This is a genomic window from Cobetia sp. 4B (assembly GCF_018831605.1).
Classification (GTDB): domain Bacteria; phylum Pseudomonadota; class Gammaproteobacteria; order Pseudomonadales; family Halomonadaceae; genus Cobetia; species Cobetia amphilecti.
Genome location: NZ_CP059843.1, coordinates 3338126 through 3356600, shown reverse-complemented (window position 1 = coordinate 3356600; position 18475 = coordinate 3338126). Strand labels below are relative to the sequence as shown.

Annotated in this window: 18 protein-coding genes; all 18 read right to left on the bottom strand. The window is 67.6% G+C overall.

What is annotated here, in order from left to right; genetic code table 11:
• Positions 1-111: 111 nt before the first annotated feature.
• Positions 112-1371 (bottom strand): beta-ketoacyl-ACP synthase, encoded by a 1260-nt coding sequence (locus H2O77_RS13875; protein ID WP_215823341.1) that lies wholly within the window; start codon positions 1369-1371, stop codon positions 112-114.
• Positions 1371-2144 carry a 3-oxoacyl-ACP reductase FabG gene (gene fabG, locus H2O77_RS13870; protein ID WP_213114482.1) on the bottom strand — a complete coding sequence of 258 codons (774 nt, stop codon included), beginning with the start codon at positions 2142-2144 and terminating at the stop codon, positions 1371-1373. Before fabG ends, H2O77_RS13875 begins: the two co-directional genes overlap by 1 nt.
• The gene (locus tag H2O77_RS13865) at positions 2144-2752 is read right to left on the bottom strand and encodes a hotdog family protein (RefSeq protein WP_215823340.1); all 609 of its coding nucleotides are present in this window, start codon (positions 2750-2752) and stop codon (positions 2144-2146) included. The genes fabG and H2O77_RS13865 overlap by 1 nt, the downstream gene beginning before the upstream one ends.
• Entirely contained in the window at positions 2746-4047 is a 1302-nt protein-coding gene (locus H2O77_RS13860; RefSeq protein WP_215823339.1) for a beta-ketoacyl-ACP synthase, read from the bottom strand. Before H2O77_RS13860 ends, H2O77_RS13865 begins: the two co-directional genes overlap by 7 nt.
• The gene (locus H2O77_RS13855; RefSeq protein WP_215823338.1) at positions 4040-4831 is read right to left on the bottom strand and encodes a DUF3261 domain-containing protein; all 792 of its coding nucleotides are present in this window, start codon (positions 4829-4831) and stop codon (positions 4040-4042) included. Before H2O77_RS13855 ends, H2O77_RS13860 begins: the two co-directional genes overlap by 8 nt.
• 9 nt (positions 4832-4840) lie before the next feature.
• Positions 4841-6232 (bottom strand): tryptophan 7-halogenase, encoded by a 1392-nt coding sequence (locus tag H2O77_RS13850; RefSeq protein WP_215823337.1) that lies wholly within the window; start codon positions 6230-6232, stop codon positions 4841-4843.
• 96 nt (positions 6233-6328) lie between these two features.
• Positions 6329-8737 carry a hypothetical protein gene (locus H2O77_RS13845; protein ID WP_215823336.1) on the bottom strand — a complete coding sequence of 803 codons (2409 nt, stop codon included), beginning with the start codon at positions 8735-8737 and terminating at the stop codon, positions 6329-6331.
• A complete protein-coding gene (locus H2O77_RS13840; protein ID WP_215823335.1) occupies positions 8734-9345 on the bottom strand; it encodes a LolA-related protein in 612 nt (203 codons plus the stop codon). The genes H2O77_RS13845 and H2O77_RS13840 overlap by 4 nt, the downstream gene beginning before the upstream one ends.
• Positions 9345-9842 carry an acyl-CoA thioesterase gene (locus tag H2O77_RS13835; RefSeq protein WP_276315210.1) on the bottom strand — a complete coding sequence of 166 codons (498 nt, stop codon included), beginning with the start codon at positions 9840-9842 and terminating at the stop codon, positions 9345-9347. The genes H2O77_RS13840 and H2O77_RS13835 overlap by 1 nt, the downstream gene beginning before the upstream one ends.
• A gap of 14 nt (positions 9843-9856) precedes the next feature.
• Positions 9857-11461, bottom strand: coding sequence for an aromatic amino acid ammonia-lyase (locus H2O77_RS13830; RefSeq protein WP_215823334.1), 1605 nt, complete (start codon positions 11459-11461; stop codon positions 9857-9859).
• Between the two features lie 113 nt (positions 11462-11574).
• A complete protein-coding gene (locus H2O77_RS13825) occupies positions 11575-12618 on the bottom strand; it encodes a glycosyl transferase (protein ID WP_215823333.1) in 1044 nt (347 codons plus the stop codon).
• Entirely contained in the window at positions 12615-13478 is an 864-nt protein-coding gene (locus H2O77_RS13820) for a glycosyltransferase family 2 protein (RefSeq protein ID WP_240548616.1), read from the bottom strand. The genes H2O77_RS13825 and H2O77_RS13820 overlap by 4 nt, the downstream gene beginning before the upstream one ends.
• Positions 13475-15526, bottom strand: coding sequence for an AMP-binding protein (locus H2O77_RS13815; RefSeq protein WP_215823332.1), 2052 nt, complete (start codon positions 15524-15526; stop codon positions 13475-13477). Before H2O77_RS13815 ends, H2O77_RS13820 begins: the two co-directional genes overlap by 4 nt.
• Before the next feature lie 109 nt (positions 15527-15635).
• Positions 15636-16253: a hypothetical protein gene (locus H2O77_RS13810; protein ID WP_240548615.1), complete on the bottom strand. Its 618-nt coding sequence runs from the start codon at positions 16251-16253 to the stop codon at positions 15636-15638.
• Complete coding sequence (locus tag H2O77_RS13805; RefSeq protein WP_240548614.1) at positions 16250-16522, bottom strand: acyl carrier protein; 273 nt, start codon at positions 16520-16522, stop codon at positions 16250-16252. The genes H2O77_RS13810 and H2O77_RS13805 overlap by 4 nt, the downstream gene beginning before the upstream one ends.
• The gene (locus H2O77_RS13800; protein ID WP_043331448.1) at positions 16512-16781 is read right to left on the bottom strand and encodes a phosphopantetheine-binding protein; all 270 of its coding nucleotides are present in this window, start codon (positions 16779-16781) and stop codon (positions 16512-16514) included. The genes H2O77_RS13805 and H2O77_RS13800 overlap by 11 nt, the downstream gene beginning before the upstream one ends.
• Positions 16782-16925: 144 nt before the next feature.
• Positions 16926-17729: a lysophospholipid acyltransferase family protein gene (locus H2O77_RS13795; protein WP_215823330.1), complete on the bottom strand. Its 804-nt coding sequence runs from the start codon at positions 17727-17729 to the stop codon at positions 16926-16928.
• Between the two features lie 8 nt (positions 17730-17737).
• Complete coding sequence (locus tag H2O77_RS13790; RefSeq protein WP_215823329.1) at positions 17738-18451, bottom strand: beta-ketoacyl synthase chain length factor; 714 nt, start codon at positions 18449-18451, stop codon at positions 17738-17740.
• Between the last annotated feature and the right edge of the window lie 24 nt (positions 18452-18475).

Below are 18475 nucleotides of genomic sequence, written 5' to 3'. Positions count from 1 at the left end.
GCGCGTATCTTGCGCCAGATCCGGCCCGCTGCAAAGTCGTACGTTGGCGACACCCTGCAAAGGCGTCAGCGCGAAGCGTGGTGACTGGCGCCGGATCAGATTGCCAATGACTCACTCGCCCTGCCAGCGACGCAGTATCAGCGAGGTATTGATGCCACCGAAGGCGAAGTTGTTGCTCATCACCGTATCTGTCTCGATCTCGCGGCCACCATCACGCAGGTAGTCCAGCGCCGCACAGCGCGGGTCGAGACTGGTGAGATTGGCGGTGCCGTGGAACCAGCCATCGCGCATCATCTCGATGGCGATCCAGGCTTCCAGCGCGCCACAGGCCCCCAGGGTATGACCGGTGAAGCTCTTGAAGGCGCTGATCGGCGTGCTATCACCGAACACCGCATGGGTGGCGTGGCTCTCGGCGATATCGCCGCGCTCGGTGGCGGTGCCATGGGCGCTGACATAGCCGATCTCACTGGCCTCGACACCGGCATCCTCCAGCGCCATGCGCATTGCGGCTTCCATCATGTTGGCGTCCGGCTGGGTGACGTGACGGCCATCGGAGTTGGTGCCGAAGCCGAGAATCTCGGCGTGGATGGTCGCGCCGCGCGCCAGGGCGTGCTCCAGCTCTTCCAGAATCAGCGTGCCGGCGCCTTCGCCGATCACCAGGCCATCACGTTCGGCATCGAAGGGCCGCGGTGACAGGTCCGGGCGCTCATTGCAGGTGCTGGTGGCGAACAGGGTGTCGAACACGGCGGCGTCGGCGGCGGACAGCTCCTCGCAGCCACCGGCGACCATCGCGGTCTGGCGGCCGAAGCGGATCGCCTCATAGGCGTAACCGATGCCCTGGCTGCCGGAGGTGCAGGCGCTGGAGGTGGTGTGGATCCGCCCCTTGATGCCGAGGAAGACGCCGATATTGACCGGCGCGGTGTGCGCCATCATGCGGATATAGGAATTGGCGCTGAGCCCGTCGGTGGAGTGGTTGATCAGCATGTTACCGAAGTCGGCCACCGCGTCCGGCTCACCGGCCGAGGCGCCGTAGGCAATGCCTATCTGGCCGCTCTCCTTGAGCGGGCTGTCACTCAGGCCGGCCGCTTCCAGCGCCAGTTCGCTGGAGCGGGTCGCCAGCTGCGCCACACGGCCCATGCTGCGCAGCGCGCGGCGGTTGTAGTGACTGGGCAGTTCGAAATCGTTGACCGGCGCGCCGAGGCGGGTGTTGAGGCCGTCGTACTTGTCCCAGTCCTCGATATAGCGGATGCCGGTGCGCCCGGCGGCCAGGTTGGCGCGCAGGGTCGGCCAGTCATTGCCGATGGGCGAGAAGCCATGCATGCCGGTGACCACGACACGTCTGCCGCGCAGTGCGTGAGAGGAAGCCGTCATCAGAACATCCCCCCGTTCACCGCGATGGTCTGGCGGGTGATGTAGCCGGCGTCCTTCGAGCACAGGAATGCCACGGTGGCGGCGACTTCCTCGGCTTCCCCCGCGCGACGCATGGGAATCATCTTCAGCGCCTCTTCCATCTCGACGCCTTCGGTCATCTCGGTGGCGATGACGCCCGGTGCGACGGCATTGACGGTGATGCGGCGCTTGGCCAGCTCCACCGCCAGTGCCTTGACCGCGCCGATCAGCCCCGCCTTGGCGGCGGAATAGTTGACCTGACCCCGATTGCCCATCATGCCCGACACCGAGGACATCACGATGATGCGCCCCGGCTTGCGGCGGCGCACCAGCGGCATGGAAAGCGGCTTGATGACGTTGTAGAAGCCATCGAGGTTGGTGCGGATCACGCTGTCCCAGTCTTCATCGGTGAGCGCCGGGAAGGCGTTGTCGGCATGGATGCCGGCATTGCAGACCACCCCGTAGTAGCAGCCGTGGGCCTCGATATCGGCTTCCAGCGCGCTGCGTGCGGCCTCACGGTCGGCGACATCGAAGCTCAGGATGCGCGATTCGCCGCCCAGGGCGCTGATCTCACGCGCGACTTCCTCGGCGGCGTCACGGCGCGAGCGACAATGCAGCACCAGGTTGTAGCCTTCGCGGGCCAGACGCAGCGCGATGGCGCGGCCGATACCACGGCTGGAGCCGGTGACCAGAATCCACTCGCGTGCTTCAGGGGCGGCGGTGGCAGTTTCAGTAGCGGGGGATGTGACAGACATCAGACATTACCTTGCGATGAGGCACCGGCAGCATCCTGCTGTCCGGGTGAGGATTCTTGTGCGGTCTCTTGCGTAGACGCCGCGGAGGGCAGTGCCTCGGGCGCCGGCTCGAAGACATTGACGCCGGCACGCGCGACAGTGGCGCCGTGCTCGTCGCTGATGGTGGCCTCGAAGGCGCCCAGACCGTTGTCGGCACGATAGTCGAGCTGAACATGAATCTGCCAGCGACAGTCGCAGGAAAAGGCGGTGACTTCGCTCTCATAGCGGCGACTCCCGAGCAGAAAGCCGACCCGTGGCGGCTGGCCGCTGCGCGCGGCCTGCAGGCCCGACCAGGCGGCGATGGCCTGCGCCATCCACTCAAGCCCGACCCAGGCGGGAATCACGGCCTGGCCGTCGTCATCCTGCTCGGCGAACAGGTTGTCTGGCGTCGGGGTGATATCGGCGCTCAGCGAATGCTCATCACAGCGCAGCACGCTATCCAGCAGGCACATGCCGGCATCATGGGGCATATAGGGGCCGATGGCGCAGGGCATGGCGGGATAGCGCGCCTCACGGGGCTGCACCTCAGCGCTAGCAGGGGAAACTGAGTCGGTGCTCGGGGTCAGCATGCAGAGGACTCCGGGTCGGTGGTGTGGCGCTCCAGCACCAGCGAGATATTGTTGCCGCCGAAGGCGAAGGCATTGCTCATCACCCGCAGCGGCGGGGTCTCGGGGCGGTCACGATAGACGATATTGAGCGCAGGCAGCGCCGGGTCCAGCGCCTCACGCGGCGTGGCATGCAGCGGCAGGCGGCCATGTTCCAGCGCCAGCCAGCAGAAGGCGGCTTCCAGTGCCCCGCAGGCGCCCAGCGTATGGCCGGTGAGAGCCTTGGTCGAGCTGACGGCGGGCAGACGGGGCTCGTCAGCATCGGCATCCGTACCGAACAGGCGACTGATGGCGAGGCTTTCCATCGCATCATTCAGCGGCGTGGCGGTGCCGTGCAGGTTGATGTAGTCGATCTCGCCGGGGGCGCGTCCGGCACTGGCGAGCGCGCCGCGCATGGCGGCCTCGGCGCCGCTGCCATCGGGGCAGGGCGCGGAAATGTGGTGGGCATCGCTGGATTCACCGACGCCGGTCAGCTGTACACCGCCGCGCTCCGGCGTGACCACGAACAACACCGCGGCCTCGCCCAGATTGATGCCATCACGCTCGGCTCCCAGCGGCTGGCTCTGCTTGCGGCTGACGGCCTCCAGGCTCATGAAGCCTTTCACCGTCATGTGGCACAGGCTGTCGGCGCCACCGGCGATCACCGCATCGCACTGGCCGGAGGCCAGCAGACGTCGCGCACTGGCCAGGGCCTTGGCGCTGGAGGTGCAGGCGGTGGAGAGGGTGTAGATCGGCCCGCGCGCGCCGCTCAGCCAGGCGACACACTCGGCGGGTGCGCCCAGTTCCTGACGACGGTATTCAAAGCTCTGCGGCCAGCTGTCGGCGCTCGGCGTGCCCTGGGCGACGGCGGCGCGCTGGGCGTCCATCGCGGCTTCCGTCTCGCCGATGCCGGAGGTGCTGGTGCCGAGCACCACGCCGATGCGCTCCGGCGCGATGCCTTGACGCTTGAGGGCTTCAAGCTCCGGTGCCAGCTGTTCCAGCGCGGTGGCCAGCAGGCGGTTGTTGCGTGAGCGCAGCGGGGCCGGCCAGTCGCTGTCATCCACCAGCCGCGCGGTGACGCGCCCCAGTGACAGCGGCGTGCCGGGGCTGAAGTCATCACTGACGCGCAGGCCACGGCTGGCGCTGAACAGCGCACTGCTGATCAGGCCGTGGTCTGCACCCAGCGGGCAGACGATGCCGGGGCGAGACAGGCGGCAGGCGTTGCCAGTGTCGCGGCCCTTCGTGGTAGCGGTGGCCACGGTTGCAACAGATTCAGTCATGCGCGGGAGCTTCCGGTGAGTCGTCAGGGGCGTTCTGTGTGCTGGGCGCTGCCAGCGGTTCCAGCGTCAGCTGCATGTCGGCTGCCGGGTCGCGCAGGGTCACGCGGCCGCTGGCATCGCGGGTCAGCTCGGCGATGGTTACACCATCTTGCGTGATGATGCGCTGCGCGGGCTGGCGACTTTGTTGCCAGTCGCCGCGTTGTACCAGCTGCCAGCCTGTGTTCGCAAAGGCGTCATCGATCGCGGCCTGCGGCCAGTGCACCCAGGCGATACGCCGCGCCAGCCAGTCGGCGCTGAAGGGCAGCTTCTCGAGCACTTCGGGGCGCGCCTTCTCGAAACGGCTGCCATCGGCGTCTTGCACCAGCGTCAGCAGGCGTTGGCCCTGCACGCTGAGCATGACCAGCCGCATGGCCTCGGGCGATTGACGCAGGACGCCGATGAGAGGTGGCAGATTCTGCTCCTGCGTACCCTCGCCAGCCTCGGCATCGGCGTCCACAGCGACAGTCCGTTTTGCGCTGTCATCACTCTCTATACGCGCCACACGCAGAATCAGACGTTGGGTGCTGGTCTGCTCGAGACTCGCAAGCGTCGGCATCGGGCTGGCAGCCTCCAGCGGCTGCGGGGCGAGCAGGCTGCAGCCGCTCAACAGCAGCGTGGCGGCCACGGCGAGGCTGGCCAGCCCGAGGCGGCTGCGCAGCCCGACTGAGAGCAGCCCAGTAGAGCGCAGCCCTGCTGAGCGCAGCCCGGTGGAAACAACGTGAGAGGCGAAAGACATGTTTTTCATGACGCTACTTTACCTGTTCTCGCCGACGCTTGCTGCGCGGCCGAAGGCGCTGAGGCCAGCGAGCGAGTCGCTTTCCGGCACCGCGTCTGGTGCGATTGCCTGCTCGGGCGCGGTCAGTCTGGCAAGGGCCGTCAGGCGGCGGCGACTGGCGCTGACGAAGGGGTTGGCCGTGTCCCAGGCGTAACCGGCGAGCACCGCGCTGATCATCTGGCGAATCCGCGCATGCGGCTCGGGATGATAGATGATGTCGGTCAGGCGGCTGTCGTACCAGGCGGTGACGAATTCGCGGAAGACCTCGATGCCACGGCGCAGCGGCTGCTCGTATTCGCTGGCCCAGTCGGGGCGCTGCTCATCGCGGGTCGCGGTAAGCTCACGTGCGACCAGTGGCGCGGCACGCAGCGCCGATTCCAGGGCGATGGTCACGCCGGAGGAGAACACCGGGTCCAGAAATTCTCCGGCATTGCCGAGCAGCGCATAGCCCGGGCCATGCAGGCGACTGACATCGGCGCTGTAACCGCCCAGCGACTGCACGGCGTTGGCGGGCGTGGCATCACGCAGCAGCTCCGCCAGGCGTGGTTCTTCCATCACCCACTGCCACAGGCGTGTCTGTGCATCGTCCCCGGCGCCAGGCTCGATCAGCTCGCGCGGGCCGACCACACCCAGCGAGGCGCGGCCATTGGCGAAGGGAATCAGCCAGTACCAGACGTCGGGATGCGTCGGATGCGAGGCGATCAGGATATTGTCGCGGCGATAGCCCTCGGCGGGCGGCGCGAGGTCGGCGATGCCATCGTGGACATGGCCGAACAGCGCCATGCGCGGCTCCAGGCGCGGGTCGCGCTCAAGCGATTCGAGGCGCGCCAGCACGCGGCCATAGCCGCTGGCATCCAGCACGAAGGCGGCCTCAAGCTCGCGGCCATCTTCCAGCGTGAGGCGTGGCCCCTGCGCATGGCTGGTGACGTCGCTCTGCGCGGCGCGAGCGGGAGTGAAGCCCGTGACCGTGACGCCGAATTCGACCTCGGCGCCCGCCGCCCGCGCGCCCTCGATCAAACGCTGATCAAAGTCGGCGCGCTCCACCTGCCAGGTGGTGCCGGGGCCGTCGCTGAACTTGTCGCGGAAGTCGATCACGCGATGCTCGCCGCGGCGGGTGAAGGCCGCGCCGGTCTTGCGCTGATAGCCACCGGCGGCGGCGGCCTCCATCAAGCCGCAGGCCTCCAGATGCTGCATGCAACGCGGCAGCAGGCTCTCGCCGATGGAGAAGCGCGGGAAGTGGCTGCGCTCCAGTACGCGCACCGCATGGCCCGCGCGTGCCAGCCACGCCGCCGCCGCGGCGCCGGCGGGTCCGGCGCCGATGATGATGACTTCCTTGCGTGGTGGGTTGTTGCTGCGATCTGCCGATTCCATGGCATCGTCCCCTGTCGTTGTCGATATCGTTATCGTTATGTGTTCATGCTGCGCTGCGTTCCCTGCGGCTTGCTTGTCTTTCGCTTCAGACCCGCCTCAACTGCGCGCGAAGGGCACCAGACACCAGGTGGCGCTCAGCCCCAGCAGGCAGGCCAGTCCCAGTGCCGCCAGCGCCGGTGTCTGACTGAAACTCAACAATCCAAAGGCTAGCAGGCTGGAGGCGCACGACAGTGAAATCGCCAGCAGGCTGGCCTGCGATGCACGGCTGGCGCTGGTCTGTGCTGCATCTGACGCTGTAGCTGATAAAGAGCGGCACGTGGGATGCTCGGCACAAAAAATGCCCGCATCCAGGCCAATCCCGAGGACCAGCAACAGGCCCAGCAGGTGGAACAGGTTGAGGCCGACGCCTGCCAGCGTCAGGGCCGCCAGCGTCAGCACCAGTCCGCCCAGCGGCGGCAGCAGGGCTCGCCAGGTGTTGCGGCGATAGCGCAGCGCCAGCAGCAGGCTGATCAAGACCACCGCGCCGCCGACCAGCCAGGCCATCTCGCTGCGAATCCTGCCCAGCGTCGTCGAGAGCCTGGCGACCTGATCGACATACTCGAGGCTGTCGTCATCCGCGGCGAGGCGCGCAAGCGCTGCGCTGCCCTCAGCCGTGACATCCCCGAAGCGTACGATGCCGATGGCGGCGCTGCGTGAGTCGAGCCACAGTCGCTGGCCCATCTCACCGGCGGGCAGCGCGACCCAGTCCGCCGGGCGCAGCGGGCGGGCGTCTGCGATGGCCTGCTCGGCACGTGTGACCAGCTCGGGCGGCAGGCCTGCGGTGCTCAGCACCTGGGGCAGCAGGGTGCGGGTGCGCTCACGCATGGCGCCGAGGTTGGCCTGCTGCTGTTCAAGTGTCGGCAGTTGCTGAGCGAGGCTCGCCCAGTGGCCCAGCTGCTGGCGTGCATTCAGCTGCTGGAAGGTGTCTTCCAGCGCATGCAGGCGCGTGAGCAGGGCGGCGTCAGTCTCGGCCTGCACGATCAGGTAGTGCAGGCCGTCCGGTTCGGCGAGCAGGCGCTGGACCTCGCGTTGCTCGTTGATCAGAGACGCAGGCGAGGGATTGAGCTGCGTGAGGCGGTCATCGCTGCGCAGTCCGTAGAGGCTTGCCAGCGCGGCCACCAGCAGCAGGCCCAGTGCCTGCCAGCTGCGCTTGCCGGGGATGGCACGCGCCAGACGTCCTGCGGCGCGGGCGGCGGGGGAGTCCTCGCGGGTGGCCTGCGCCGGCAGTGGCAGTTGCGGCAGCCACAGGCGCACGCTCAGCCAGGCACCGATCAAGCCGAGCGCCGCGAACATGCCCATCTGGCGTAGGCCGGGCATCGGCGTCAGGGTGATGGCCAGATAGGCGGCGAGGCTGGAACACAGCCCCAGCGTCAGGCCCGGCCACAGCGCGGCGAGCCCGCCACGGCCATTCGTCGTCGCCAGACGGCGCATGCACTCCAGATGCAGCACGTAATCGATGGAGATGCCGATCAGGCTGGCGCCGAAGGCCAGCGTCAGCACATGCAGGCTGCCGAAGGCCCACCAGGTCAGCGGCAGCGCGAACAGCACACCCGTGGCCACCGGCACCAGCAGCAATGGCAGCCGACGCGGGGTGCGGAACACCGCCCATAGCAACAGCAGCACGCCGATCAGCGAGCCGAGCCCGATGGTCGACATCTCCTGCTTGGCCTGTTGCGCGCCGTTGCTGGCATGGAAGACCAGTCCGGAGCGCAGCAGCCGAATGTCGGGATAGTCGGCCTTCACACCATTCACGGCCTGTGCCAGCGCCTGCTGGTCACTCATCGCGTAGGCGCTGCCCGTCAGGGTGGCGCTGATCAGGCGATAGCCGCTACCGCCTTCTTCGCTGTTCTGCTCGTCACTGTCCTGTTCGTTACTGACTGAGCCAGCGGAAGCCGGCGCGCGCAGCAACAGCTGGCCGCCGGACAGCGACAGGTTGGCGGGCGTCAGCCAGCTCTGCCAGGCGCCAGCGAGGCCGAAGGGATCACGGATAAGGTCGCGCTGGCCGCCGGGCTGGAACAGCTGTCTGAGGGCGCGCGCCTGCCAGTCATCGTCACTCAGGTCGCCAAGCGACGGGGCGATCAGGGCCGGCTGGACCTCTGCCGGCAGGCGCAGGCTTTCGAGGCTCTTGCCGTCATCCAGCCTCGCGATGGGCGCGAGCGCCTGACGCAGAGCCTGGGCGGCAGCGTCACGCTGCTTGCGTGCGGCGGCGCTGGCATCGCGACTGCCGACCAGGATCACCAGCCGGTTGGCGGTGTCATCCAGCGATTCGGCGCGCGCTGCCAGCGGGCTGCGCTCCTGCTCCGGCAGCATGGCGGTGATGCGGGTGTCGATCGCCCCACGCCATGGGCTCTGCGGGGCGATCTTCGCCGCCAGAAGCAAGGCGCACAGCAGCAGGGCGGCGGCCCATAGCCAGCGCCAGACGGCGCGATCCAGGCCCTTGCGAGGCTCACGGCTGGGAGATGTCATCGCTCGCAGTGACCGCCGGCGGTGAGCGTCAGCTCAAGGCGGTCACCGTCGCCGCTGTCGAGATTCACGTGTTCCAGCCAGCTGCCACCGTCGATCTCGAGACGCTCGACGGCCTCGGCCAGACGGGCATCATTGGGCGTCAGGCTGGCCTGCCAGTCATCCGGCGTGCCCGTCAACGTCAGGGAGAAGTGCTCCTCCAGCGCCTGCCAGTCGCCGTGGAAGAAGCTGATCAGCAGCTCCGCCATCGCCTGCTGGTCGGCCGGCAGCGGCTCGCCATTCGGGCCTTCGCTGGCATCGGGGCGCATCTCGAGACGGTCTTCAATCGGTGAGGTGGTTTCCCACACCAGGCCTTCGGGTGCGTTCGGGTCACCGATCAGACGGAAGTGACCCCGGCTCTCGAGCTCTGCGCCGACATCCTCGAGCCAGCGTGTCTGCTGGAAGTCACCGCAGACTGGGGCGGTGCGCGCCAGCTGTTGCGTCAGGGCACGAGCGTCGAATCTGGCGTCTGAGTCGCTGGTCTCTGAGGCACTGGTCTCGGATGCGCTGGCCCAGGGGGCACCGGCAGTCAGCAGCAGGGCAGTGGCGGCAATGGCAAGGCGCGAAGTCATCACGGCGTTCCTCGTGTTTCTGAAGGGGAGGCAGGCGAATCACTGGTGTGTGTCAGCGCTTGTTCGGCCTGCCAGGCGGCCAGCCGCTCGCTGAGTGCGGCGGGCGAGGCCAGCAGCATCTCGCCATCTTCCAACCCGACCGCGACCTGCACGCTGTAGCCACGGGTCAGGCGCTTGCCGCTCTCGACATCGCGGATCACGTAGTCGAGCTTGAGGCGGTTTTCCCACTCGCGCAGCCGTGCGGTGATGGCGATGTGCTGGCCGAAGCGCGCCGGGCCGGCATAGCGCAGGCGCAGGTCGATCACCGGCCAGGCGTAGCCGGAATCGCGCATCTGCGGGTAGTTGTAGTCGAGCATGTCGAGCAGCTTGCAGCGGGCGATCTCGAGATAGCGCACGTAATGGCCGTGCCAGGCGACTTCCATCATGTCGACGTCGTGGAAGGGCACTTCCATCTCTACCGTGGCGGTCGGCATCGGGGTGTCTGTGGGCTGATTCATGACTTGTTTCTCGCTCATGCGTGGGCCTCGCCGGCGCTCAGGGCCCAATGGCGCTCACGGATGCGCGCGCACAGCAGGCGCAGGTCGGCTTCCAGAGCGCGATCTTCCTCGAGTGGCGCGATGTCTTCACGCAGTTCACGGGTGAAGGCGGCCAGTCTGGGCGGCGTGGCGGCTTGACCCGTGATGTCGGCGCGCTGCACGCCACCCTGCACGGCGGCGTGCAGGGCGGCGGCGGCGACCTGTTCCACCAGTGTCAGCACGCGCAGCGCATCCCGCGCGGCGATGGTGCCCATGCTGACCTTGTCCTGATTGTGGCACTCGGTGGAGCGCGAGAAGACGCTGGCGGGCATGGTCAGCTTGAGGGCTTCCGCCGTCCAGGCCGAGGCGCCGATCTGCACCGCCTTGTAGCCATGATTGAGCGGCGCGCGCTCGAGCGTGGCACCGCTGAGGTTGCTGGGCAGGCCACGGTTGTAGCGGCTGTCGACCAGCAGTGCCAGCTGGCGGTCGAGCAGGTCGGCCAGGTTGGCGACCGCCGTCTTGAGGCTGTCCATCACCATTGCCACATGGCCGCCGTAGAAGTGGCCGCCGTGGAGAATCTTGCCGGCCTCGACATCGATCAGCGGATTGTCGTTGGCGCTGTTGAGCTCGGTCTCGAGAAAACTGCGCCACCAGCTGAGGCTGTCCTCGACCACGCCGATGACGTGGGGCGCGCAGCGCGTCGAGTAGCGGTCCTGCAGGCGCGGCGAGTTGATTGGCGTGGCGTCGACTTCCGGCGCCGCCGGGTGGGCCAGATCATCGCGCAGCCACTGGGCCACGCGGGCCTGGCCGGGATGCGGCTTGGCGGCGAACAGATCGGCATCGAAGTGGTAGGGGTTGCCTTCCAGCGCCTGCACGCTGAGCGCGGTGATGCGCGCGCTCAGGCGGCTGAGGTAGGTGGTGCGGCCGTAGGCCAGCGCGGCGAGGGCCGTCATCACGGCGGTGCCGTTCATCAGCGCCAGGCCTTCCTTGGGGCGCAGCACATAGGGTGTCAGGCCGTGTGCCGCGAAGACTTCCGCCGTCGGGCGCAGCGCGTGGGGCTGGCCTGCGCCGGGGCGCACCCAGACCTCACGCTCGCCACACAGCACGGCGGCCACATAGGACAGCGGGGTGAGATCGCCGCTGGCGCCCACCGAGCCTTCCTCGGGAATGCGCGGCAGGATGTCGTGATTGAGCAGCCATACGAGGCGCTCCAGCAGCGCCATGCTGACCCCGGAGACACCGCGGCACAGCGAGACGAGGCGCACCATCACCACCGCGCGGCTGCTGACCACATCCAGGTCCGCGCCCATGCCACAGCCGTGGAAGGTATAGAGGTGGCGCGGCAGGGCTTCGAGGTCCTCTGCCCCCTGCACGGCACGCGTCACGGAATCGCCGTAACCGGTGGTGACGCCGTAGACCACGCCTTCTTCTTCCAGCAGGCGTTCCAGCAGGGCCGGACCGGCCTCGATACGGTCGCGGAAGGCGGCATCCGAAGTCAGGCGCACCTCACGGCGGCCTTCGGCGACATCGATCAACTGCTCGAGGGTGATATCACTGCCGTCGAGAATCAGGGCGGAGGAAGAGGTGGCGGGCTGTGACATGACGAGGTACCTGGCGAAGAGAGAAGCGTGAAAATGCGCTGAACGTGAAGACCGAACAAGGTGAAGGCCGCAGAGCCGGGCGCGAAGCAGCGTTGTCGCAGGCCCGGCGCGGCTCAGGCGTCCTGTTTCGGAGCCGACGCGCTGTCTGGATTCGACGTGCTGTCAGGCGCCTGATGCCAGAAGTCGAAGAAGTTGAACCACTGCAGCGGATGGCGCTTCACGCGCGCTTCCAAGTGGCTGGCATGGCGTTGCATTGCCTGCTGGATCCACGCCTCGCGGCCGCTGCGCTTGACGGCGCGGCTGTCATCGAAGGGCGCGAAATCGACCCGGAAACGCGGATGGGCGCCGCCCTGTTCGCGAATGCAGCTCAGGGTATAGACGTGACAGCGCAGCAGCGCGGCCAGCATGAAGGGCCCCTGCGGGAAGGGCGCGGGCTGATCGATGAAGTCACAGTGCAGCACGCGCGGTGAGGCCGCGGCACTGGCCGGCGACGCGGGTCTGCTGCCTTCTGCCGGAGGGGGGTCTGACTTGGCATCGTCGGCGGTGGGCGGAATCGGCACGCGGTCGGCGGCGATGACCACGAAGCCGCCGCGATTGACGCGATCGCCCAGTGCCATGGCGGTGGCTGGGGTGATCTCGCTGACCTCGATCATCTGCGGCGGCTTGCGCCCGGTGGCCTGCTCCAGCAGCTGATTGAACTTTTCGGCGTGGCGCGTGTGCACCAGCGCGCACAGGTCGATGTCGTGGCGCTCGCCGATGGCATTGATCACATCCAGATTGCCGTGATGGGCGACGAGGATGATGCCGCCCTCACCGCGCAGCGCGGCGTCGCGCAGGTCTTCCGGGCCGGTGCCGGTCAGCGAGGACAGCGGGATCTCGCCGCTCCAGGCCGAGACCTTGTCCATGATCGCCTCACCGAACTGCATGAAGTGGGCAAAGCTTCTCGCCCACAGGCGCACGCCGCCAAGCTCTGGCTCGAGGCGCTTGAGGAAGTCGAAGGAGGCGCGCCGCGCCACCCCGCGCAGCAGGAAGTACCACACCAGCACCGGAAACAGCGCGATGCGAAACGGCCAGGCACCGAGGCGACGACGAATCGTCACCATCAGGCGCATGCCAGTGGTGGAGCCGGTTTCCGACAGGCGTGCCCAATGGGTCATTCGTGTTTCCCCTTCGCGTCGTCAGGCTGCGAGGGGCGACTGACATGAGTGGATGATCTCCTGCCATTGCGTCCCGACAGCGTGCGCCAGGCCAGTTTCGGTGAGCGCAGCAGCATGCCGAGGAACAGCCGCGTGTGCATGGCGCTGATCAACAGGTTGTCGTGACCGGGGCGGAAGTGGCTGACGCCCCCAGTGGGATAGCTGACATGCACCGGCAGGTTGGCGACCTCGCCATCGGCCCAGTACCAGCGCACCAGCACCTCGGTGTCGAAGGACATGCGATCGCCACAGTCATGACGCGCCAGTAGCCGGTTGGTGGCGGCCAGCGGGTAGAGGCGCACGCCGCACATGGTGTCGCGGATGGCCAGCGACAGGGTGTTGATCCACACCCAGATGTGCGAGGCGTAGCGGCCATAGAAGCGGATGCGCGGCACGCTGGCGTCGTATTCGGGATAGCCGATCTGCAGGCAGTCGGGGGTTTCCTGCATGCCGTTGAGGAAGGCGGGCAGATCGCTGACATCGTGCTGCCCATCGGCGTCTACCTGCAGGGCATGGGTGAAGCCGAGCTGCTCGGCAGCCTGCAGCCCACTGCGCACGGCAGCACCCTTGCCGCCATTCTGCTCGCGACGCACCAGGTGATGGCCCTCGGCCGCCAGTTGATCCAGCACCGCGGCGCAGGGCGCGCTGCAGCCATCATCCACCAGCACGATGGGCAGCCCGAGCGGCGCCAGACCCGCGCACACGCCGGCGATGGTGGCGGGGTGATCGTAGACCGGAATCACCACGCAGGCGCGCAGTGGCGACTCGCTGACGGGGGGAGAGGATGTGTGGCCGGTCATCGGCGCCTGGGGCTGGCTCATGACGCCTCCGGTGTGGGTGTCGTCTGGGGTGAACTAAGTGGCGAACTAAGTGGCGAACTGAGAGGTGTGTCATCGGTTTCAGCACCGTAGCGCAAGCGGCCGCTGGCGTGCAGGCCCGCGCGGGATTCCAGGCGGAAGTCGACGCGCAGGCCGTGGCTGTCGGCGACCAGTGTCGCGGCCAGCGTGAAGCGCATGCCCGGCAGCAACAGGTTGGAGAACTTGATGCGCTCCAGACGCTGAAAACGGCTTTCCTGCACGCCGACACCCGCCAGGCGCAGGCGGCGGCCGAGATCGCGAGCCCACTTGAGCATCACCACGCCGGGCACCAGTGGCTGGGCGGCGAAATGACCCTCGAGGTAGCACAGGCTGTCGGGCACCTCGGCTTCCAGCGTCAGCTGCTGCGGGCCGCTGGAGGTTTCACCCAGCCAGCGTGGCAGACGATGATCGTCGAGATCGGCAAACAGCCGCGCGACGGAGTCCGCCGTGAACTTGCCCTGGGCATTCAGCGGCAGGCGCGTGACGAAGCGCCAGTAGCGCGGCAGGGCGATGCGCTCGAAACCCGGCATCAGCGCACGGCGCAGACGGGCAATCAGATCACGGCGGCTGGCGTGGTCCTGCGGCAGCGCGCTCTCCTCCATCACCACCACTGCGCCCAGGCGGTGATCGCGGGTGGGCATCGGCAGGCAGCGTACCTCCAGCACCTCTTCTTGCGCGCTCAGGCAGCGCTCCACCGCGCTCAACGAGACCCGCTTGCCGGCCAGCTTGACCAGCCGATCACTGCGCCCCAGCAGCTGGAAGCGTGGCGCCGCCTGCTGCTCGCCTTGCGACGACGTTTCAGCCGCCACTGGCGCGGCGTTGTCGGCCTGCTGCCACCACTGGTCCGGCTGCTCCAGAAACGGCGAGCGCACCGCGAAGGCGGGCGAGAAGCGGAGCTCGACCTCCGGCAGCGGTGTCCAGTCGGACGTCTCGTGCTGGCGGCGATGCGCGATGCCGCCCGTTTCGGTGCTGCCATAGATCTCGATCACCGGCGCCTGCAGGCAGTTCTCTGCGTGGCGGGCGGCCTCGGCCGGCAGCGGGGCACCTGAAGAGAAGACCCGCAACACCTGAGCCTGATACTGAGCCTGGCCCGCCACGCGGCTCTCGTCACTGGTCTGTGGCAGGCGCGCCAGCTGGGCCGGCGAGCTGACCAGCTGGCAGCGATGCCCGAGGCCGGACAGCTGCGCGATGGCGGCGGCCAGCTGCTCGGGGTAGTGGCAGGCTTCGCTGAGAAACGGCACCCCTTCGCTGAGCGGGCGCAGCAGCGACACCAGCAGGCCGTAGATGTGCTGGTGACTGACCTGGCTGAGGCTGACGGTGCCTGTGCTTGGCTCAGACGCTGAGTCAGTGCCTGAAGCGTCCGTCGCCAGCGGCCACAGCGTGCGATGCACGGCCAGTTCGGCCTCGAGCTGATCGAAGCGCTTGGCGATGCGCAGCGGCTCGCCGGTGGAGCCGGAGGTGCAGAGCTCCAGCGCGAGACGCCCGCCGTCTGGCGTGATCTCGAACGGTGTGTTCGGTGCGGCAACAGAGCTGGCAGCGCCGGTAGAGCCGATAGAGCTGAGAGTGCCGGGTTGCTCCGGCGGCCAGCCAGCGGCGCTGGTCTCGGGCAGCTTGCCATCACAGTTCTCGGCCAGGCGGGCCAGGGTTTCCGGGCGGTCATCGCCGGGCAGCACGACGAGCATGCCGCGCTCCCACAGCGCCAGCAGCTGAACGCAGGCGCCAAGCGCCGTGGGCTGGAACATCACCCAGCGCGCACCGGGCCGGCGGCCAGCATGCGCTGCGGGCAGGTTGTCCAGCCACTGATGCCAGGCATCGACGCGTGCCATCAGCTCGGCACGACTCAGCGGGCGCAGCGGCTGACCGGGACTGGCCAGCCAGCAGGCCGGCGCCGCGGGTGCGAGTCGGGCGAGCTGGCGCCAGCCCTGATGGATGAGGGAGGCGGCGCGCTGGGCGGCGTCTTGCTCAGTGGAGCGTGCGGTGGCGCGGCTGGCAGGCTGGCGGGCATCAGACATGTGAGGCAGGCAACTCTTCAGAAAGTCGAATTCATCTGGGGGCGTATCCACGCCGGGCGAATCCACGCCGGGCGTATCCATGCATGGACTCAGCTATCGATAGCCGAGCTCAGCCATCGGCGCGGCGCAGGCGACGGCGTACCAGCCATTCGCCGCAGAACAGCAGCCCCATCAGCACGTAGCTCACCAGGCCGTTGTAAAGCGTCCAGGTCGCGAGGTCGGCATACAGCGCCGTGGCCGCGGCGACACTGGCATTGAAGACGAAGAAGCCGCACCACACACGGGTGACCTTGCGGGTATAACGCACGCCGGCGGCGGGCAGATCAGGCTCCTGCAGACGTGCGAGGCGCTCGATGACCGGCATGCCGCGCCACAGACTGGTGGCGAACACGCTGAGCATGGCCAGATTGACCAGCACCGGATAGGCGCGCAGCCCCAGTTCCGCCTCGCTGAGCAGGCTGATGGCGATCAGCAGCGCGGCCAGCGTCAGGCGCAGGATCAACGGCAAGGGCAAACGCTGGATCAGCAAGGCGCCCAGCGCGATCAGTGCCCACACCCAGGGCGAGACATGTCCGCTGATCGCGTCGCCCGCCGGGTCTGCCGTCAGCCGCGAGAGCAGGGCATAGACCAGCAGCGGCCAGCACACGGCGGCCACCACGCCCAGCCCGCCAAGCAGCAGCCTCGGCAGTGACGGGCGTCGCCCTCGACCAGAGGACAATGACGTCATGCCTGGCGCTGCATCAACTGCTCGACGGCAGTCACGACATCATCGAGGCTGCGTACGCTCTTGAAATCATTGGCTTCGATGCGGCGGCCGGTGAACTTCTTGAGTTCGACCACCAGGTCCACCGCATCGATGCTGTCGATGTCGAGGTCTTCATAGAGCAGCGCCTCGGGGTGGATGTCAGCGGCATCGATCTCGAACAGCTCGATCAGGGTGCTGCGCACATGGGCATAGATCTCTGCGCGGGACGCGGTCTGTTGCTCAGCGCTCACGGCGGGCCTCCACGAGTTCACGCAGGGCATTGAGGCTGGCGAAATGCGCGCGGGTGTCCTCGGCTTCGGCGTCCAGCGTGATGCCGTACTGCTTCTGCAGCGCGAGACCGAGTTCCAGGGCGTCAATCGAATCCAGCCCCAGGCCGTCCACGAACAGCGGCTCATCGGCGACGATGTCGTCCGGCGTGATGTCCTCAAGCTCCAGGGTGTCGATGATCAGTTGCTTGAGTTCCAGTTCCAGCTTGGCGCTATCGCTCATGAATATTCCTCGTGTCGGCGTACCGATAATGGCCGGTATGAATGGCAGCAGGCTTTATTAACGGCGGGAAGGCCGAATATCTTAATCCGTTTTTCTCGCTATCTGATCAACATCAAGATCAGGGCAGTACGGCGCAGCGCGTTGTCATGACTCGCGAATCCGTTGCTGAAAGTCGGCCAGCTCAGCGGCAAAGTCGCTGGCCAGGCGGCGCGTCAACTGGCGGGCATCGCGTGACAGCGGCACCTCATCCTCTGTCGCCGGTGGCGGTGCGACATGCGCCGTCATGTCCGGTAGTACCTTGATATTGAGCATCACCCGCCGGGTCGGGATGTGATACCAGGGCTCGCCCTTGGTCAGGGTGCTGGGCTGGCAGTCGATCAGCACGGGGGTGATCTCGCTTGGCGTGCGCAGCGCGATGTTGGCGGCGCCGCGGCGGAATTTCAGTGCGCGCCCGGGCACGCTGCGCGTGCCCTCCGGAAACAGGATCAAGGCATTGCCGCGCGCCAGGCTCACGCCGGCGGCCTCGAGCACGCCCTGCGGCTCTTCATTGGTGATGTAGCCCGCGGCGCGGATGGGACCGCGGGTGAAGGGGTTGCGTGCCAGCCGCCCCTTGACCACGCAGTCGGCGTGGGGAATCAGCGCGAGCAGGAAGACCACGTCGATCAGCGTCGGGTGATTGGCCAGCACCAGCAGGCCGGGACGTTGCAGGCGCTCGCAGTCGTGCAGGCGATAGTCGAGCACGCCCAGGCCGCGCATCAGGCCCACGAAGCCGCGCATGCCGTGATGGATGATGCTGCGCGCGAGCTTCTGTCGCTTGTCGGGGCAGCGTACCACCAGTGTCAGCAGGGGCCACATTCCCCCCACCAGCAAGCCGCCCAGCCCGAAGGTCAGGAAGCTGATGGCCGTGGCGATGCCACGCCACAGGCGCCCGAGGGGAGACGACAGCATGCGTGGCATCAGTCTGCTGGCGGCGTCGGTGAGGCGGCGTGAGCGCGGCTCAGCTGCCATTGATGGCGACGACAGGCGAGCGTCTCAGCCCCGGCCTGCTCAAGCCAGGCAATGACCTCAAGCGGCGTCGGGGCGCTGTCCGTCATTGACTCGCCAGGCGTGGCGCTCAGTGTCCATGCGCTGTCATCTTCACTGCGGCGGCTCAGGCGCAGGGCGACGGCGCTGGCGCACGCCGGGTAGTCACCGTGGTGCAGGAAAGCCTCCGGCGCGGCGATATCGGAGAACAGCACGATGACATCCTCGCGCTCGCTCAGATAGCCGAGCGCCTCGCTCATCAGCGCCTCGAATTCGTTGCCGCAGGCGGCGAGGGCTTCCAGCGGCTGATGGGACTTGCCGGTGATCGAGTACATGCCCAGCACGGCGTTGTGCACCGAGAGCGAGAAGCGTGCCGGTGACAGGGCCTCGTCGGACTGGGTGGCGGCATCCAGCAGGGCGAGAATCTTGCCGGTATCGCCATGACGCGAGGCATGGATGATGGGCAGGTCGGCGTCAGGGTCGAGCGCGAACAGCAGCTTGCAGCAGGCCTGGCCGACCGGGCTGAGTCGACGACGCTGCATGGCCGGAACTTGCTCGGCACGCGGGGTGGGGGTGATATCTACGCGGCTGTCGTGGGCGGTGCGGGTCGCACTCGCCTGCCAGGCTCGCCAATCAGTCAGACGCATGAGGTTCTTGTCCGTGAACGCATC

Excerpts from the sequence above, each read along its gene's own strand:
- H2O77_RS13875 (WP_215823341.1), bottom strand. The coding sequence starts at position 1,371 with ATGACGGCTTCCTCTCACGCACTGCGCGGCAGACGTGTCGTGGTCACC.
- fabG (WP_213114482.1), bottom strand. The coding sequence starts at position 2,144 with ATGTCTGTCACATCCCCCGCTACTGAAACTGCCACCGCCGCCCCTGAA.
- H2O77_RS13865 (WP_215823340.1), bottom strand. The coding sequence starts at position 2,752 with ATGCTGACCCCGAGCACCGACTCAGTTTCCCCTGCTAGCGCTGAGGTG.
- H2O77_RS13860 (WP_215823339.1), bottom strand. The coding sequence starts at position 4,047 with ATGACTGAATCTGTTGCAACCGTGGCCACCGCTACCACGAAGGGCCGC.
- H2O77_RS13855 (WP_215823338.1), bottom strand. The coding sequence starts at position 4,831 with ATGAAAAACATGTCTTTCGCCTCTCACGTTGTTTCCACCGGGCTGCGC.
- H2O77_RS13850 (WP_215823337.1), bottom strand. The coding sequence starts at position 6,232 with ATGGAATCGGCAGATCGCAGCAACAACCCACCACGCAAGGAAGTCATC.
- H2O77_RS13845 (WP_215823336.1), bottom strand. The coding sequence starts at position 8,737 with ATGACATCTCCCAGCCGTGAGCCTCGCAAGGGCCTGGATCGCGCCGTC.
- H2O77_RS13840 (WP_215823335.1), bottom strand. The coding sequence starts at position 9,345 with ATGACTTCGCGCCTTGCCATTGCCGCCACTGCCCTGCTGCTGACTGCC.
- H2O77_RS13835 (WP_276315210.1), bottom strand. The coding sequence starts at position 9,842 with ATGAATCAGCCCACAGACACCCCGATGCCGACCGCCACGGTAGAGATG.
- H2O77_RS13830 (WP_215823334.1), bottom strand. The coding sequence starts at position 11,461 with ATGTCACAGCCCGCCACCTCTTCCTCCGCCCTGATTCTCGACGGCAGT.
- H2O77_RS13825 (WP_215823333.1), bottom strand. The coding sequence starts at position 12,618 with ATGACCCATTGGGCACGCCTGTCGGAAACCGGCTCCACCACTGGCATG.
- H2O77_RS13820 (WP_240548616.1), bottom strand. The coding sequence starts at position 13,478 with ATGAGCCAGCCCCAGGCGCCGATGACCGGCCACACATCCTCTCCCCCC.
- H2O77_RS13815 (WP_215823332.1), bottom strand. The coding sequence starts at position 15,526 with ATGTCTGATGCCCGCCAGCCTGCCAGCCGCGCCACCGCACGCTCCACT.
- H2O77_RS13810 (WP_240548615.1), bottom strand. The coding sequence starts at position 16,253 with ATGACGTCATTGTCCTCTGGTCGAGGGCGACGCCCGTCACTGCCGAGG.
- H2O77_RS13800 (WP_043331448.1), bottom strand. The coding sequence starts at position 16,781 with ATGAGCGATAGCGCCAAGCTGGAACTGGAACTCAAGCAACTGATCATC.
- H2O77_RS13795 (WP_215823330.1), bottom strand. The coding sequence starts at position 17,729 with ATGCTGTCGTCTCCCCTCGGGCGCCTGTGGCGTGGCATCGCCACGGCC.
- H2O77_RS13790 (WP_215823329.1), bottom strand. The coding sequence starts at position 18,451 with ATGCGTCTGACTGATTGGCGAGCCTGGCAGGCGAGTGCGACCCGCACC.